Annotated in this window: 13 protein-coding genes and 2 tRNA genes; 4 read left to right on the forward strand and 11 right to left on the reverse strand. The window is 74.5% G+C overall.

Translation table 11 applies throughout. From position 1 onward, the window contains the following. Nucleotides 1-16 precede the first annotated feature (16 nt). The 4 genes from ACZ3TI_RS21020 to ACZ3TI_RS21035 all read right to left on the reverse strand — a co-directional run bounded on the left by ACZ3TI_RS21020 (nucleotide 17) and on the right by ACZ3TI_RS21035 (nucleotide 2,945). Complete coding sequence (locus ACZ3TI_RS21020; protein ID WP_465728262.1) at nucleotides 17-652, reverse strand: DJ-1/PfpI family protein; 636 nt, start codon at nucleotides 650-652, stop codon at nucleotides 17-19. Continuing rightward, nucleotides 652-1,659, reverse strand: a complete 1,008-nt coding sequence (locus ACZ3TI_RS21025) for a GlxA family transcriptional regulator (protein WP_465728264.1) — start codon at nucleotides 1,657-1,659, stop codon at nucleotides 652-654. Before ACZ3TI_RS21025 ends, ACZ3TI_RS21020 begins: the two co-directional genes overlap by 1 nt. A 202-nt stretch (nucleotides 1,660-1,861) precedes the next feature. Then, nucleotides 1,862-1,935: transfer RNA gene (locus tag ACZ3TI_RS21030), tRNA-Lys, on the reverse strand. 101 nt (nucleotides 1,936-2,036) lie between these two features. Beyond that, nucleotides 2,037-2,945: an NADP-dependent oxidoreductase gene (locus ACZ3TI_RS21035; RefSeq protein ID WP_465728266.1), complete on the reverse strand. Its 909-nt coding sequence runs from the start codon at nucleotides 2,943-2,945 to the stop codon at nucleotides 2,037-2,039. 241 nt (nucleotides 2,946-3,186) lie between these two features. Here ACZ3TI_RS21035 and ACZ3TI_RS21040 point away from each other — a divergent pair, with 241 nt between their 5' ends. Both ACZ3TI_RS21040 and pgi read left to right on the forward strand, forming a co-directional pair. Continuing rightward, nucleotides 3,187-4,770 carry a Na+/H+ antiporter gene (locus ACZ3TI_RS21040; RefSeq protein WP_465728268.1) on the forward strand — a complete coding sequence of 528 codons (1,584 nt, stop codon included), beginning with the start codon at nucleotides 3,187-3,189 and terminating at the stop codon, nucleotides 4,768-4,770. A 216-nt stretch (nucleotides 4,771-4,986) separates the two neighbouring features. Further along, complete coding sequence (pgi, locus tag ACZ3TI_RS21045) at nucleotides 4,987-6,648, forward strand: glucose-6-phosphate isomerase (protein WP_465728270.1); 1,662 nt, start codon at nucleotides 4,987-4,989, stop codon at nucleotides 6,646-6,648. Between the two features lie 111 nt (nucleotides 6,649-6,759). Here pgi and ACZ3TI_RS21050 read toward each other — a convergent pair. From ACZ3TI_RS21050 to ACZ3TI_RS21060, 3 genes are all read right to left on the reverse strand, one after another. Further along, nucleotides 6,760-6,833 (reverse strand) — tRNA-Lys (locus ACZ3TI_RS21050). 68 nt (nucleotides 6,834-6,901) lie between these two features. After that, a complete protein-coding gene (locus ACZ3TI_RS21055; RefSeq protein WP_465728272.1) occupies nucleotides 6,902-7,555 on the reverse strand; it encodes a bifunctional DNA primase/polymerase in 654 nt (217 codons plus the stop codon). A gap of 60 nt (nucleotides 7,556-7,615) precedes the next feature. Then, nucleotides 7,616-7,972, reverse strand: a complete 357-nt coding sequence (locus tag ACZ3TI_RS21060) for a hypothetical protein (RefSeq protein WP_030061951.1) — start codon at nucleotides 7,970-7,972, stop codon at nucleotides 7,616-7,618. Nucleotides 7,973-8,200: 228 nt separating this feature from the next. Between ACZ3TI_RS21060 and ACZ3TI_RS21065 the strand changes: the two genes are divergently transcribed. After that, a complete protein-coding gene (locus tag ACZ3TI_RS21065) occupies nucleotides 8,201-8,503 on the forward strand; it encodes a hypothetical protein (RefSeq protein WP_465728274.1) in 303 nt (100 codons plus the stop codon). A 49-nt stretch (nucleotides 8,504-8,552) separates the two neighbouring features. Here the strand turns inward: ACZ3TI_RS21065 and ACZ3TI_RS21070 are convergent, their stop codons facing one another. The 3 genes from ACZ3TI_RS21070 to ACZ3TI_RS21080 all read right to left on the reverse strand — a co-directional run bounded on the left by ACZ3TI_RS21070 (nucleotide 8,553) and on the right by ACZ3TI_RS21080 (nucleotide 12,872). After that, a complete protein-coding gene (locus tag ACZ3TI_RS21070; protein WP_465728276.1) occupies nucleotides 8,553-9,974 on the reverse strand; it encodes an AAA family ATPase in 1,422 nt (473 codons plus the stop codon). After that, entirely contained in the window at nucleotides 9,974-11,599 is a 1,626-nt protein-coding gene (locus tag ACZ3TI_RS21075; RefSeq protein WP_465728278.1) for a hypothetical protein, read from the reverse strand. Before ACZ3TI_RS21075 ends, ACZ3TI_RS21070 begins: the two co-directional genes overlap by 1 nt. A 73-nt stretch (nucleotides 11,600-11,672) precedes the next feature. Next, entirely contained in the window at nucleotides 11,673-12,872 is a 1,200-nt protein-coding gene (locus ACZ3TI_RS21080; RefSeq protein ID WP_465728280.1) for a hypothetical protein, read from the reverse strand. Nucleotides 12,873-13,103: 231 nt separating this feature from the next. Between ACZ3TI_RS21080 and ACZ3TI_RS21085 the strand changes: the two genes are divergently transcribed. Next, nucleotides 13,104-13,760: a histidine phosphatase family protein gene (locus tag ACZ3TI_RS21085; protein ID WP_465728282.1), complete on the forward strand. Its 657-nt coding sequence runs from the start codon at nucleotides 13,104-13,106 to the stop codon at nucleotides 13,758-13,760. Nucleotides 13,761-13,861: 101 nt separating this feature from the next. Here ACZ3TI_RS21085 and ACZ3TI_RS21090 read toward each other — a convergent pair whose 3' ends face one another. Further along, complete coding sequence (locus ACZ3TI_RS21090; protein ID WP_465728284.1) at nucleotides 13,862-15,484, reverse strand: tetratricopeptide repeat protein; 1,623 nt, start codon at nucleotides 15,482-15,484, stop codon at nucleotides 13,862-13,864. Nucleotides 15,485-15,621: the final 137 nt, after the last annotated feature.

Raw genomic sequence — 15,621 nt, forward strand, 5'->3', positions numbered from 1 at the left:
GTCTGCCGGACACGCCCTACCGAACCTCGAGTCCGTCCGCCTTCAGCCGGGCGACGAGCCCGGGCGGCGCGGTCGCGGTGGAGCCGGCGGAGTACGGAGGCTGCGGGTCGTACTCGATGACCAGCTGGATCGCCTCCGCGACCGCGTCCCCGGCGAGCCGGCCGGTCAGCGACAGCGCGAGGTCGATCCCGGCCGAGACCCCGGCCGCGGTGGCGTACTTGCCGTCCACCACGACCCGCTCGGTGCCAGTCGGCTCCGCCCCGAACTTCGCCAGCTCCTCCAGGCAGACCCAGTGCGAGGTGGCCCGCCGCCCGGTCAGCAGCCCGGCGGCGCCCAGCAGCAGCGAGCCGGAGCAGACCGAGGTGGTCCAGGTGGTCGTCCCGTCCACGGCGCGCACCCACTCCAGCACCGCCGGGTCGGCCAGCTGGGCCGCCGTCCCGGGCCCGCCGGGGACGAGCAGCACGTCGGCCGAGTCCACCTCGTCCAGCGCGGCGTCCGCGGTGAGCGCCAGGTACTTCATGTCGGTGCGCATCGGCCCGCGCCGGGCGGCGGTGAACACCACCTCGGCCCCGGGGATCCGGGACAGCACCTCGTACGGGCCGACCGCGTCCAGCGCGGTGAAGTCGTCGTAGAGCAGAACGGCGATGCGCATCAGTGTCCTCCGTCGTGACTCGAGTGGGAGTTCGGGTGGGAGCCCGGGTGGGGGCTCGGATGGAAGCGGCGCCGGTACTCGGCGGGCGGGGCGGCCAGGGTCCGGACGAAGGCGCGCCGCATCGCCTCCGGGGTGCCGTAGCCGCAGCGGCGGGCGATCTCCTCGATGCCGTCGTCGGTGTCCTCCAGCCGCCGCCGGGCGGCCTCCAGACGGACGCCGTCCACGTACCGGCCCGGGGTCACCCCGACCTCGGCGGCGAAAGCGCGGGCGAAGTGCCGCGGCGACAGCGCCGAGCGGCGGGCCAGCGCCTCGACCGACAGGTCGGCCTCGGGGTGCTCGGCGATCCACCGCTGGACCTCGCGCAGCGGCTGCCGGACCGCCACCTGGGCGGCCAGTTGGGTGGAGAACTGGGCCTGGTTGCCGGGCCGGCGCAGGAAGACCACCAGGTGACGGGCGATCAGCAGCGCGGTCTCCCGTCCGAGGTCCTCCTCGACCAGGGCCAGCGCCAGGTCGATCCCGGCGGTGACCCCGGCCGAGGTGGCGATGTGCCCGTCCCGGACGTGGATCGGGTCCGGGTCCACCTCGACGTCCGGGAACCGCCGGGCCAGCGTCTCGCAGAAGGCCCAGTGCGTGGTCGCCCGGCGTCCGGCGAGCAGTCCGGCCTCGGCGAGCAGGAAGGCCCCTGTGCACACCGACACCACCCGCTCGGCCCGTCCGGCCAGCTCCCGGATCCGCGCGACCAGCGCGCCGTCCGGGTGCTCGGTGCCCGTCCCGCCCGGGACCAGCAGGGTGTCGACCGGCCCGACCTCGGCGAGGTCCGCGTCCGGCAGCAGCCGCAGCCCACCGGTGCTGCGCACCGGCACCCCGCCCGGCGAGGCGGTGACCACCCGGTACGCGTCCGGCTGCCCGGAGGCGTTGCCCGCGCCCGTGAACACCTCCACGGGGCCGGTCACATCGAGGCTCTGCACGCCCTCGTAGAGGACGACCAGCACGCTGCGTGCTCTCATGCGGCCAGCCTGTCAGCGGGCCGGAGCGGCAGCAATGACCTGTCGCCCACCTTTCCTGCCACCGCGCCCGAGCCCGGCCGGAAGGCCGGGAAGCCGGAAACGCCAGGTGTCGGGCAGTCGGGTGGTCGGGTGGTCGGGTGGTCGGGAAAACCGGAAACGCCGGAAGGCCCCTCGCTTTCGCAAGGGGCCTTCCGGCTGTCTGTGCGCCGCCAGGGACTCGAACCCCGGACCCGCTGATTAAGAGTCAGCTGCTCTAACCAACTGAGCTAGCGGCGCCTGCTGACGTGGAGAACATTACCTGGTCAGCGGCCGAAACACACAATCGGCCCGGAGGTCCCCCGTTCCTCCGGGCCGATCGTGGCTTCTCGGCCCGTGGCTCACATGGTCAGCACCACCTTGCCCCGGACGTGCCCGGTGCCGACCAGCCGGTGGGCCTCGCCGGCCCGCTCCAGCGGGAGGGCCTCGGCGATCTCCAGCCGCAGCCCGCCCGCCTCCCAGAGCCTGACCAGTTCGGTCAGCCGGGCGGCGGTGCGGTCGGTGCGCACCGACCGCACGCCCAGCCGCGCGGCGCCCTCGAAGTCGACCACCGTGGCGATCCGGTCCCGGTCGGCGACCAGCTCGACCGAGGCCTCCAGCGCGCCCCGTCCGGCGGCGTCGAAGGCCGCGGTCACGCCCTGCGGCGCCGCCGCCTGGACCCGCTCGACCAGCCCCTCCCCGTACGCGACCGGCATCGCGCCCAGCTCGCGCAGGTACGCGTGGTTGCGCTTGCTCGCGGTGCCGATCACGGTGGCGCCCCAGGTCCGGGCCAGCTGGACGGCGACCGTGCCGACCCCGCCCGAGGCCCCGTGCACCAGCACGGTGTCGCCGGGGCCGACCCCGAGCAGGGCGAGCGCCGTGTGCGCGGTCTGGCCGGAGGCGGAGAGCGAGCCGGCCTGCTCCCAGGGCATCCCGGCCGGCTTGGCCACCAGCTGGGCGGCGTCCACCGTGACCAGCTCGGCGTGGCTGTTCAGCAGCCGGAAGCCCAGCACCTCGTCGCCGACCTTCCAGTCCCCGCTGTCCGGCCCGAGCCGGTCCACCACCCCGGCGAACTCGTTGCCGAGGACGAACGGCGGTTCGACCGCCAGCCCGGGCGGCCAGAACCCCTCCCGGATCGCGAGGTCCACCGGCTGCACCCCGGCCGCGTACACCCGCACCCGCACCTCGCCCGGGCCGGGCTCCGGATCGGGCAGCTCGGTGACCCGCAGGACCTCCGGACCGCCGGACCCCGTCACGGTGACCGCCTTCATGTCTGCTCCCCGCCCTCTCGACCGTCGCTCGGCCGTCTCCCGGCCGTCTCTCGACTGTCTCTCGACTGTCTCTCGACTGTCCGACTGTTCCCGTCGACCGTGTCCGCCGACCCGTCCCCGATCCTCGGACCTGAAGTGCACTTGAGGTCAAGCCATTGTTCGGCGCGTCTTCACAGATGGGCGCATTGTCAGATTTATCCTGGGCGGCGCTCAGCCGTCCGTCGTCGAGAGGAACCTCCCGGTGGGCCAGCTGCCCCTGTTCTTCCTGGTGCTGCTCGCCTCGGTGGTCACCATGCCGCTCGGGCGCAGGACGGGCGTACCGCAGCCGGTCCTGATGACCTTGCTCGGCATCGTGATGGCGCTCGTCCCGCAGATCCCGGACGTCAGCGTCGAGCCCGAGCTGATCCTCCCGTTGGTCCTGCCGCCGCTGATCTTCGCCGTCGCCCGGCGCTCCTCGGTGCGCTACTTCAAGGCCAACATCCGCTCGATCCTGCTGCTGGCCGTCGCGCTGGTGGTGGTCACCACCATCGCGGTGGCCAGTACGGTGCACTGGCTGCTGCCCGCCCTGCCGCTCGCCGCCGCGATCGCGGTCGGCGCGCTGGTCTCCCCGCCCGACCCGGTCGCCGCCGTCGCGGTGGCCGGCAGCGTCGGCCTGCCCCGTCGCCTGGTGTCGATCCTGGAGAGCGAGGGCCTGTTCAACGACGTCACCGCGATCGTCATCTACTCGCTCGCCATCGAGGCCGTGGTCAGCGGCGACTTCTCGGTCGGCCACGCGGTGCTGCGCTTCGTCCTGTCCGCGGTGCTGGCCGTGGTCGTCGGCGTCGTGCTCGGCTGGATCAACGCCAAGCTCGCCGAACGGCTGGACGACCCGACCCAGCAGGTCGCGCTCAACCTGCTGGTGCCCTTCGCCGCCTACACGATCGCCGAGGAGATCCACGGTTCCGGCGTGCTCGCCGTCGTGGTCTGCGCCCTCTACCTCGCCGAGCGGGCCTCCGACGCGGACGCCGTCTCCTTCCGACTGGTCGGCAACGCCTTCTGGGAGGTGGTCGAGATCCTGATCACCGGTGTCGCCTTCGGGCTGATCGGCCTGGAGCTGGCCACCGTGCTCAAGGAGGCCGGCCGCGGCTGGACCGGCTTCATCGGTGACGCCGCCGTGGTGATCGCCGTCGTGGTGGCGGTCCGGCTGCTCTGGCTGCTGCCGGCCGGCTGGGTGTCGCGCAGGGTGCGCCGCGGCGACGACGAGGACACGCCCTTCAGCTGGAAGGAGAGCGTGGTCCTCTGGTGGTCCGGCATGCGCGGGGTGGCGACCGTCGCCCTGGCGCTCGCCATCCCGCTCACCCTGCACTCCGGCGAGGCCTTCCCGGAGCGCGGCCGACTGGTGTTCATCGCCTTCAGCGTGGTGCTCTTCACCCTGCTGGTGCAGGGCCTGACGCTGCCCTGGCTGGCCAGGCGGCTCCGGCTGGACATCGACCAGGACCGGCACGAGCAGGCCGTCCGTCAGCTGTGGTGGCGGGCCGCCAGGGCCGGGCTCCAGCGGCTCGGCGAGCTGGAGGAGCAGGACCGGCTGCCCGCCGAGGTCGCCGACCGCCTGCGGGACCGTCAGCACGACCGGCTGGCCCGGCTCTGCCCGGAGAACTACGCCGAGGAGGAGGCCGCCGAGGCCAAGCTGCGGCTGGCCCAGTGGCGGGCCGCCCGGGACGTCGAGCAGGAGATGATCGCCGCCTCCCGCCGCGAGATGCTCGCGGCCCGCAGCGAGCTCGGCGCCGACCCGGAGCTCGTCGACCAGGTGCTGCGAGGGCTGGACCTGCGCTCGGAACGGAAGTGACGGGCCGTCCCGGGGGTGGGTGACGAGCCGGTAGCCTCCGCCGGGCGGAATGTGCGCGACCGCCCCTGGGGTTGCATAGGCTGAACCCGGGCAGGCCGTCAACGGAGTCGGCGCACCACCAGTACCCGCACGACCTCGCGACGGGACCCTCGTTTCTTGGGCCCCTCACGCCTGGCCCTGCCGGTTTCTGCACCCAGATGAATCGAGGACACACCGATGTCGGAGACCCGCGCCGACGCCCGCACCCCGCTGGACCGCACCCCGCAGTGGGCCGCCCTTGCCAAGCACCGGGCCGAACTGGGCGACACCCACCTGCGCGAGCTGTTCGCCGCCGACCCCGAGCGCGGCCGTCGCCTCACCCTCCGGGTCGGCGACCTGCACGTGGACTACGCCAAGCACCTGGTCACCGACGAGACGCTGGAGCTGCTACGCGAACTCGCCGCCGCCACCGGCGTCGCCGAGCTGCGGGACGCGATGTTCCGCGGCGAGAAGATCAACAACACCGAGCACCGCGCCGTCCTGCACACCGCGCTGCGCGCCCCGCGCGGCGCCGTGGTCGAGGTCGACGGCGAGAACGTGGTGCCCGCCGTGCACGCCGTCCTGGACAAGATGGCGGGATTCGCCGAGCGGGTCCGCAGCGGCGAGTGGAAGGGCCACACCGGCAAGCCGATCCGCACCGTCGTCAACATCGGCATCGGCGGCTCCGACCTCGGCCCCGCGATGGCCTACGAGGTGCTCCGCTCGTACACCAAGCGCGACCTCGACGTCCGCTTCGTCTCCAACGTGGACGGCGCCGACCTGCACGAGGCGGTCCGCGACCTCGACCCGGCCGAGACGCTGTTCATCGTCGCCTCGAAGACCTTCACCACCATCGAGACCATCACCAACGCGGTCTCCGCCCGCGACTGGCTGCTCGGCGGCCTGGACGCCGGCACCGAGGCGGTGGCCAAGCACTTCGTCGCACTGTCCACCAACGCCCAGGGCGTGCAGGACTTCGGCATCGACACCGCCAACATGTTCGAGTTCTGGGACTGGGTCGGCGGCCGCTACTCCTACGACTCGGCGATCGGCCTCTCGCTGATGATCGCCATCGGCCCGACCGCGTTCCGCGAGATGCTGGACGGCTTCCACCTGGTCGACGAGCACTTCCGCACCGCCCCCGCCGAGGAGAACGTCCCGCTGCTGCTCGGCCTGCTGGGCGTCTGGTACGGCGCGTTCTTCGACGCCCAGGCGCACGCGGTGCTGCCGTACTCGCACTACCTGTCCAAGTTCACCGCCTACCTGCAGCAGCTGGACATGGAGTCCAACGGCAAGTCGGTGACCCGCGACGGCACCCCGGTGGACTGGCAGACCGGCCCGGTGGTCTGGGGCACCCCCGGCACCAACGGCCAGCACGCCTACTACCAGCTGCTGCACCAGGGCACCAAGGTGATCCCGGCCGACTTCATCGGCTTCGCGAAGCCGGTCGCCGACCTGCTCCCGGGCCTGGTCGCCCAGCACGACCTGCTGCTGGCCAACTTCTTCGCCCAGACCCAGGCGCTGGCCTTCGGCAAGACCCCGGAGGAGGTCGCGGCCGAGGGCGTGCCCGCCGAACTCGTCCCGCACAAGACCTTCAAGGGCAACCACCCGACCACCACGATCCTGGCCGGCGAGCTGACCCCGTCGGTGCTCGGCCAGCTGGTCGCGCTCTACGAGCACAAGGTGTTCGTCCAGGGCGCGATCTGGAACATCGACTCCTTCGACCAGTGGGGCGTCGAGCTCGGCAAGGTGCTCGCCAAGCGGATCGAGCCGGTGCTGCTCACCGGCGAGGGCGCCGACCAGCTGGACAGCTCCACCGCCGAGCTGGTCGCCCGCTACCGGGCGCTGCGCGGCCGCTGAGCCCCGGTTCGGGCCGTCCGCTCCGGCGGGCGGCTCGACCCGGCCGGCTTCGTTCGGAGCCGGAAACGCCGGAAGGCCCCTCGCTTTCGCAAGGGGCCTTCCGGCTGTCTGTGCGCCGCCAGGGACTCGAACCCCGGACCCGCTGATTAAGAGTCAGCTGCTCTAACCAACTGAGCTAGCGGCGCTTGCTGACAGAGAAGACTCTAGCAGCGCCGTGCGTCCGAGCCAAAATCGAATACCGGTCGACCGGCGTTCACCGTCCGGTCACGACGGCCACCCCGGCGGGCACCGGCGCGCCCGGCTCCCGCGTCGCCCGGACACAGGCCCACAGCACCACCGAGGCGCCGGGCAGCCAGGGCTCCCGGTCCTCGGGGGCGACGATCCACCGGCCGGCGCCCTGGCCGGGGGAGTCCGGGCTGTTCACCATCCGCTGCAGCGGCGGCACGGTCACCGCGTCGCCCTTGCCGTGGCAGAGCAGCGGCGGCACGTCCCGGGCCCACTCCTCCCAGGCCAGCAGCCGGCGCAGCCGGGGTGCCGCGCCGGGCTGGACGAACAGCAGGGTCCGCCCCCGGTAGTTCGCGACCGGGCCGCAGCCCGGGCCCGAGGCCCACAGCTCGTCCAGCACCCGGCGACCGAACAGCGCCGGCATGCTGATCACGTCGAAGGCGCGCCCGCAGGGCAGCACCGAGGGAGCCCACGGGCGGGCTTCCCAGAGGGCGCGCATGCTGCGCGGGTACTCGCTGGCGGAGGCGAGCCAGGCCTCCCCGGCCACGCTGACGTACTCCACCGACTGTTGCGTCCAGATGTCCACGCACAGCAGCCTGCGCCGGGCGCAGCGGCGGTGGGGCGGAAAGGGCGGTTCGCCGGACAGCGCGGCGGGCGATCGCGTACCCTGCGCCACTGGCATATGCCAGAGGGGCGGCGATCAGTCTCCGGCGGTCGCTCCCCGGCGCTCAGCCCTCGGTGCTCAGTCCTCGTGGCGGCGCGGCTGGAGCAGGGTGCGGCCGTACTCGATCATCTTGGCCGCGTAGTCCGGGGTCCAGTCCGCCCGCAGGGCGATCTCCGCGTCCGACAGCGCGTCGAACCGGCGCGGGTCGGCGAGCTGGGCGGCGGCGACCGCCTGGAAGTCGGTGGCCCGCTCGGCGGCCGCCCGGAAGGCCAGGGCCAGCTCGGTGGAGCGGCGCAGCAGCTCCGCCGGGTCCGCGATCGACTCCAGGTCGAAGAATCGTTCCGGCTCAGGTTCGGCGGACTGCGGCTCGAACAGCAGCTGGGCCGGACGGCGACGCCTGGTGGGCTCGGTCGACTCTGCAGGGGAGTCGGGCATGGAAGGACACCTCCGGGGTCTCGGTGGGGCGGGCAGAGCTGCTCCGGGCTGCGCCGCCCGGGTTGTGGCCGTCGTCCATTGTCTCGCGGCGGCGGCCGGTAACGGAACGGTGCGCGTGCGGGCGCTATTCCCCGGCACGCGCCGGGGGCGTGCTTCCGGACGCCCCGCTTCCTGGTCGCATGCGAACCGGTTCTCCCGGTGTCCAGTCGTCGTACCGAAGGAGCACCCATGCGTGTCCGCCAGGCCCTGAAGACCCTCGCCCTCTCCCTGCCCCTGCTGATCGCGACGGCCCCGGCCGCCTCCGCCGCCGAGACGGCCGTGGTGGTGCAGGGGGAGGCGAGCCTCCCGGGCGGCATGTCGAAGGCCGTCTGCCCGCGCGGCACCCACCTGACCGGCGGCGGGTACCAGCTCCCGGCCGGGACGCACGACACCGTCACCTACAACGGGCCGAATCCCGACGCCACCGGCTGGCACGCGCAGGCCGACCACACGGCCGTCAAGGCCTTCGCGATCTGCGAGACCGAGGACTGAGCGCCTCACCCCCGGGGCGTGTCCGGCAGTTCCCGCCCGGCGCGAGTTGTCAGACGCGCCCCAGGCGCACCCGGTGGCCGCTCAGGTAGTCCAGCACCTGGTGGTTGGCCTCCCAGCCGTCCGGGAAGGCCACCGGGACCCCCAACTGCACCGGCTCGGTGGCGGGGTGCTCGTCCAGTAGTTCCGCGATCCCGGCCCGGGCCACCACGATGCAGGCGTGCCGGTGGCGGGAGGCGAGCACGCAGAGCCGGCCGGTCTCCAGGTGGAAGGCGGTCGCGTCCGGGCGGCCGGAGAGCGGGTGCAGCACCACGGTGACGTCGTACTCGCGGCCCTGCAGCCGGTTGGCGGTGTCCACCGTGACGGCCGGCCCGGCCGCGCCGTCCACCGGGACGCCCACCTTGAGCAGCGCCGCGCGCACCGCCGCCGCCTGGTCGCGGTGGGCGGTGCCGACGGCGATCCGGTCCGCGGTGAGCGGCGCCTCGCCCTGCTCGGAGTGCGCGGTCAGCCCGCGGTCCAGCAGCCGGCGGACGGTGGCCGCCACCGCCGCCACGGCCTGCGGGTCGGTCCGCACGGTGTGCCGGGCGGGCAGCTCCAGCAGTGCCCAGCCGTGCTCGGCGGCCCGGTCGATCGCCGCGTCCAGCGCCGAGCCGTCGTGGCGGACGGCGGCGGTCAGCCGGCGGTCGTCCGGGCCGGTGCCGGAACGGAACGGCGTGTACGGGTAGAAGGCCCGGGAGATCAGCGGCGCCGCGCTCGCGGGCAGCCGCCAGGACACCGGCAGTCGGTGCGGCTCGATCTGCGGGTTGTGCGCCAGCATGGTGACCACGGCGCTGCCGGACGGGTCGTACGACAGGCCGGCCCACTGCTCGGTGCCGACCACGGTGAACGGGTCCAGCTGGCCCGGGTCGCCGACGAACAGCGCCCGCTCGAACAGCCGGGCCACCGCGAGCAGGGCGTCCGAGCGCATCTGGTACGCCTCGTCGACGATCGCGTGCCGCCACGGGGCCTCGGCCCGCACCCACTGCCACTTGGCCGAGGTGGAGATCACCACGTCGTGCTCGACCAGGTCGGCGACCTTGTCGGAGGGCGTCACATTGGCATGCCTCAGCACCTCCGGCCCGGGCCGGGAGTCCGCCGCGTGCAGCCGGCCGATCGTCAACTCCGGCGCCTTCTCGGCCAGTCGGCCGACCAGGTCGTCCACCTGGCCGTTGGTCTGGGCGACGATCATCAGCCGCTCACCGGCCCCGACCAGCTCGCGCGCGGCCCGCACCACGAGCGTGGACTTCCCGGCGCCGGGCGGGGAGTCCACCACCACGCCGCGCGGGGCACCGGCCGGCGGGCGGACCGTCGCCGCCAGGATCCCGGCCACGGCGGCGTCAGCGGCCGCGCCCGGGGCCTGCCGGGCTTCGGCGCCCGGCCGGGTCCCCGCGCTCGGCCGGGTTCTAGCGCTCGGCTGGGGGTTCGGGGTGGCCATCACTCCCACTCCTCGGAGACGGACGGGGCGGGTACGGGCGTGGAGCCGGGCGGGCCGCCGTGCGTCCACGGGGTGTCGTCCGGCTCGGGCAGCGGCGCGGACTGGCGGACCGTCAACTCGAACAGGGTGAAGGTGACCGACTCTCCGGGCTCGGGCAGGCTGCCCGGCTCCGGCTCCTTCCTGCGGCCCATGCCGGACAGCACTCGCAGGGTGATGGTTCCCTCGGAGGCGTCGACCGCGACGATCTCGGCCTTCTGCGCGGACGGGCTCCCCCCGCCTTCCGGCCGGGGGGACCCCCACACCCGGTGCGCCTCCCGGCCGAGGTCCGCGTGCGGGCGGTCGGCGGTGCGCACGGTGACCAGCGGGCGGGGCTTGGGGGAGCGGCCGGTGGTGTCCCAGTCCGGCACCACCTCCGTCACCACACCGCTGAACGCCTCGCCCGCCAGCCGGTGTTCGGCCATCGCCAGCGGGTCGTCCAGCGCCTCCTGGACGTCCAGCCGGGCCTGCTCGCGCTCGCGCTGGGCGAGCTTGCGGGCGGCGGTGACGGCGTCGTCCTGCCGCGGCTGCGGCGGCTCCCCGGCCGCCAGACGGTCCCGGTGGCCGGTGTAGGACCAGCGGTCGCCGGTCCAGCGCTCCGCCACGTGCCCGGCCGGCGGCAGTTCGCGCAGCAGGTCCAGGCCCAGCCAGACGTCCCGCCAGGTGGGCAGCAGGACCGCCGACAGCACCTCCTCCAGCTGCCCGACCGCGGCCCGCACGGCCGCCCGGGCACGCCCGGCGGCGGCCTCGTCACGCTGCTCGGTGCTGTGCTGCAGGGCGACCACGGCGGAGTCGTAGCGGGCGATCGCCGGAGCGAGCAGGGCCTCGTCGAAGCGCGGGTCGGTGGCCGGCCCGGCCGGCGGGTGCAGCAGCTGCCCGCCGTCGTCCCGGGCGGACTCGGCCAGCTCGGCCGCCTCGGCGCCGGTCAGCCCCGGCGGCGGGCGGTGCCAGGCCAGCCGGGCGGCCAGGTGCTGGTCCTCCAGGTGGCTCTGGCCGGTCGCCCAGTGCCGGGCCAGCAGACCGGTCATCGGCAGCAGCAGGCTGGAGCCGGGCACCTGGGCGCGGTCGGTGAGGTGGGTCAGCCAGCGGCCGAGCAGCGGCACCCGGACCGGAGCCGGGTAGGGGCCCGGCTCGGCGTCCTCGGCGGTACGGCGGAAGCGGGTCGAGCGGCCGATCAGGGCGAGGTGGTGCACGCCCGCGCCGTTCGGCACGATCAGCTGCGGGGCGTCCGCGCACAGCTCGCGGAACACCTGGGTCTTCTCGCCGGTCTCCGGGTCCTTCTCGGAGCCCTCGATCTGCTCGACCTCGTCGGCGAAGGACTCCAGGTAGGGCAGCAGGTCGGCGGCCAGCCCGGCCAGGAAGTCCGACCGCAGGGTGCGGTTGAGCGGCTGCGGCACCAGGTGCAGCCGGGGCGCGTCCCGGTCGGTGCCCAGCATCACCGCCAGCGGCGCGCCGGACTCGCCGGCCGCGGTCAGCGGGACCAGCACCATCGGGCGGTCGGACAGGTGCCGGTGCCGGACGGTGGCCAGCGGCTCGGCCCGGCCGCTGCGCACCGCCTCCAGGCGGGCCAGGGTGGTCAGGAGACTCATGCGCCCGCCTCGCTGCGCTCGGCAGGGGCATTCGCCCACGCGCGCCTCATGATGACTCCCTCGCTGCGCTCGCTCATGCGCCCGCCCCCAGGGCTTCCGCGCGCAGGGCGGCCGCGTAGGCCAGGCGCTCGGCGGCGTCGTCCGCGCCGTCCAGGTCCTCGCTCTTGGTGCCGGCGGCGGCCAGCGCCTCGGTGACCGTCCGGATGCTGCCCAGCTCGCCGCGCACGCCCCGGCCGAGCTGCTCGACCCGGTCGCCGCAGCGGGCCTGGGCGCGGCAGTGGAAGCCGAGCTCGCAGGTGGAGAGGCAGTCCGGGCTGTACGCGGTGGGCACCGCCTCGACCGAGGCGGCCAGCTGCTCGGCGGACCGGGCCGGCACGCCCTCCTCGTCGGAGGCCAGGTCGAAGTCGGTGTCCGACGGCAGCGCGTCCAGCAGCCGGCCGATGCCGGTCATCCGGCTCAGCTGGCGGCGGGTGGTGGCCAGTTCGCGGCGGACGTCGACGGCGACCGCGGTCGGCCGGTTGCCGAAGTCCTTCGGGCAGACCAGCAGCACGCTCGTCCGGGGGCTGCCGGGCAGCCGCTGCTCGGTGTACGGGTCGTCGCCCAGCGGCACCCCGGCCGCGGTGGCGGCGGCCTGCTGGAGCGCCAGCACGTACACGGCGGCCTGGCGGGCGGCGGCGCCGACCTTGGCCGGGTCCGCGCCGCCGTCGAGCACCGGGAAGGACTTGATCTCGACCACCGTGCACCGCCCGCCGTGCACCACGAGCGCGTCCGGCTCCAGGTAGGCGGTGCTGCCGGCCACGTCCAGGCGCAGCAGCGGGTGGTCCAGCAGCGTCCAGGCCTCCGGGGCGGCGGCGGCCCGGGCCAGCGCCTGGGCCGTCCGGTCGGCGCGGACGGCGGGGCCGGAGCGCTGCAGCAGGTCCGGCACCTCCAGCGGGGCGTGACCGTCCACCGGGACGTCGAGGTGGCGGCGGAGCGGCTCCAGCAGCGCGGCGTAGTCGTCCGCCTTCAGCCGGGACTCGAAGATCACGCCGCGGGCGATCGCGAAGGGGGACTGGCCGAAGGGGGCGGGACGGCCGAGCCGGGCGGCCAGAGCCGATTTGTCGACCCCGGCCGCGTCGAGCACCGCGCGGCGGTGGCAGCCCGGATTGGCGGCCAGCGCGGCGAGGGAGCGGGCGTTCAGGCTGCGCTGCGGGGCCGGTCCGCGCAGCTCGGCGAGCCGCTGGGCGAGCGGCTCAGCGGACCCGCCGGGCGGGACGTTCGTCGAGACGTTCATGGTGCGGCCCAGTGTCGCATCCGGGTCCGACAACGCGGCACGGAACGGCCTCCGGACGACCACGCGGATGGCCGGAACCGGTGCCCCGGGCCCGTCCTCGCGCCTGTCCTCGCGCCCGTCCGCGCTCCGCACCGGCCCGCGATCGTGGCCGCCGCCCGGGTGGGGGATCATGGAACCCGGTGCTCAAGGGTGAGACCGACCATTGCCACCTCCCCGTTGTGAGGAGCCCCCATGCCCGCCCGAATCGTGCTGGTCCGCCACGGCGAGACCGAGTGGTCCGCCACCGGCCGACACACCGGCCGCACCGACATCCCGCTCACCGAGGAGGGCCGCGCGATGGCCCGGGCCCTCGGCGCCCGCCTCGCCAAGGCCCCCTGGAACGGGCTGCCGGACGCGCTCGTCTACACCAGCCCGCTCGGCCGCGCCAAGGAGACCTGCGCGCTGGCCGGCTTCGGCGACCGCGCGGTGGATCGCCCGGAGCTGATGGAGTGGGACTACGGGCAGTACGAGGGCCGCACCGGCGCGGACATCCGCGCCACCGACCACCCCGGCTGGCTGATCTGGCGGGACGGCGTGCCCGGCGGCGAGAAGCTCTCCGAGGTGGCGGCCCGGGTGGATGCCTTCCTCGCCGACCTCAACCAGGAGCACGGCGTCCCGGAGCCGGACACCACCGTGATGCACTGCGCCGACCGGGATGTCGTCCTGTTCGCGCACGGCCACCTGCTGCGCATCCTGACCGCCCGCTGGCTGGGCCTGGCGCCCGAGTTCGCCCAGCGCTTCAAGCTCGGCACGGCCGCGCTGTGCGTGCTGTCCTGGGAGTACGGCGCCCCGGCCGTGGAGATCTGGAACGACCTCTCCCACCTGGAGGGGCTGAACGCCGGGCACTGACGGGTGCCCGCGGGCGGCGCCGCCACCGCGCCGGGGTCCGTCTTCGCACCCTAGGGTCCGTCTTCAAACCCCCGCCTGCGGGGCGAAGCCGGGGACGGACCCTAGGCGGCCGCCGCCCGCTCGTACTCGGCCAGGAAGCGGCGCACCTCGGGCACCGCGGCGTGCGGGCGCAGCCGTCCGGCGGTGTCCGCCAGCATGGACCGGATCCGGGCCGAGCGGACGTCGCCGAACAGCGCGACGGCGGCCGAGCCGTGGTGCGCGGCGCCCGTCAAGTCCCCCCGGCCGAGCCGGTCGTGGGCCAGCTCGGCGGTGTACAGCACCCGGTTGCGGACGAAGTGCGGCGCCTGCAGCGTTATGGCCAGCCCGGCCTGCTCGCTGGCGCGGTCCCAGTCGCCGAGCGCGGACCAGCACTGCGACTGGAGGCCGGCCAGCTCGGCCTCGCCGAAGAAGGACATCCACTCCGGATCGGCCGCGGCCGGACCACGGTCGAACAGCGCGTACGCCCGGTCGAGCGCGCGTTCGCAGGCAGTGCGGTCCTGCAGCAGGGCCCAGGCGCCGGCCTCGCGCATCGCCAGCAGGGCGAGCAGCCGGTCGGAGCCCAGCCGGCGGGCGGCGACCTGCCCGGCCTGGGCCGCGCGCAGCGCCTCGCGCGGGCGGCCGGCGTCCCGGGCGAGGAAGGCGCTGTTGCAGAAGACGTGCGCCTCCAGCGCGGAGTCCCCGGCCATCCGGGCGGTGGCCAGCGCCTCGGAGTAGAACGAGCGGGCGTCCGCGAGCCGGTTCGAGTCGTGTGCCAACCAGCCTACGGAGATGGCGAGTTCACCGGCTCCGGCCTGCAGCCGGCGCTCCGTCTCGGTGCTGTACTCGCCCTCGTTGAGCAGGACGTACGCGGTGCGCAGCGACTGCCCGGCGAGCTCGTACAGCGCGTCGGCACCGTGCGCGTCGTCGGCCAGCCGGATGTCCCGGACGGCCTGTTCGACGCCGAGCACCTCGGCGGCGCCGACCCGGCGCAGTGGTGGCACCGGCCCGGGCCGGCCGGGCACCAGGGGGTCGTCCGAGAGCAGCGACGGTGCGGTGAACTCCGCACCGGGAAGGGCGCCTTGGCCGGTGCGGCCACCGGAGGCGCGGTCGGTGCCGGCCTGCCGACCGGCGGCCGTGGCCGGCCGGTCGATGCCGATCACGGTGGCCAGCGCGGTGGTGCCGCCGGCCAGGAACGTACGGCGACGCACGTCGTCGTTCTCCTCGTCGAGATAGGGCGATCCATCGGGCCCCCGGGGCACCGCGCCGGGACTCGGCCACGGGGGGCCTTCCGGTGCGGCTGGATCCGCGTACGGCGAGGCAGCGTACGGGAGTTGGGTGGAGAGTGGTGAGCGCGGGGCGGGCAGGGGCGGGAACGGTGGGTGGACCGGGGGAGGCTCCGTCCGCCCGGCGCCGACGTCCGCCGAGCGGCGGCGGACGTCGGTCCGGGAGGCGAAGCCGAGGTCGCCGAGCGTGCGGCCCGGCCACATGTGCCGGAACACCCGCTCGTAGGCGTAGTTGGGGCAGCGGATCTCACCGGACTCGACCCGCCCGACGTAGCGGGCGTCGCAGGAGACGTGCTCGCCGATCTCGCGGGCGGCCCGGCGCACCGCCATGGCGAACTCGCCGGGCGAGCGGTCGCCGCGCAGCGCGCGCATCACGGTGTTGGGGGACGGTCGGTTCGGCTCGGCCGGTGGGGTGGCTGCCATGGCGCTGAGAGTACTCGGAGTCACCGAGCGAACACATGAGGTTCGTGGGACATTTGCTGGTAATCCCGGGCAAAGCGGTCGATGTTGCGGGATATCTGCCATGAAATGCCATGCCTTGCTGTAAGGCGCCCCGTGGC

The sequence above is a fragment of the Kitasatospora sp. NPDC023120 genome (assembly GCF_055560835.1).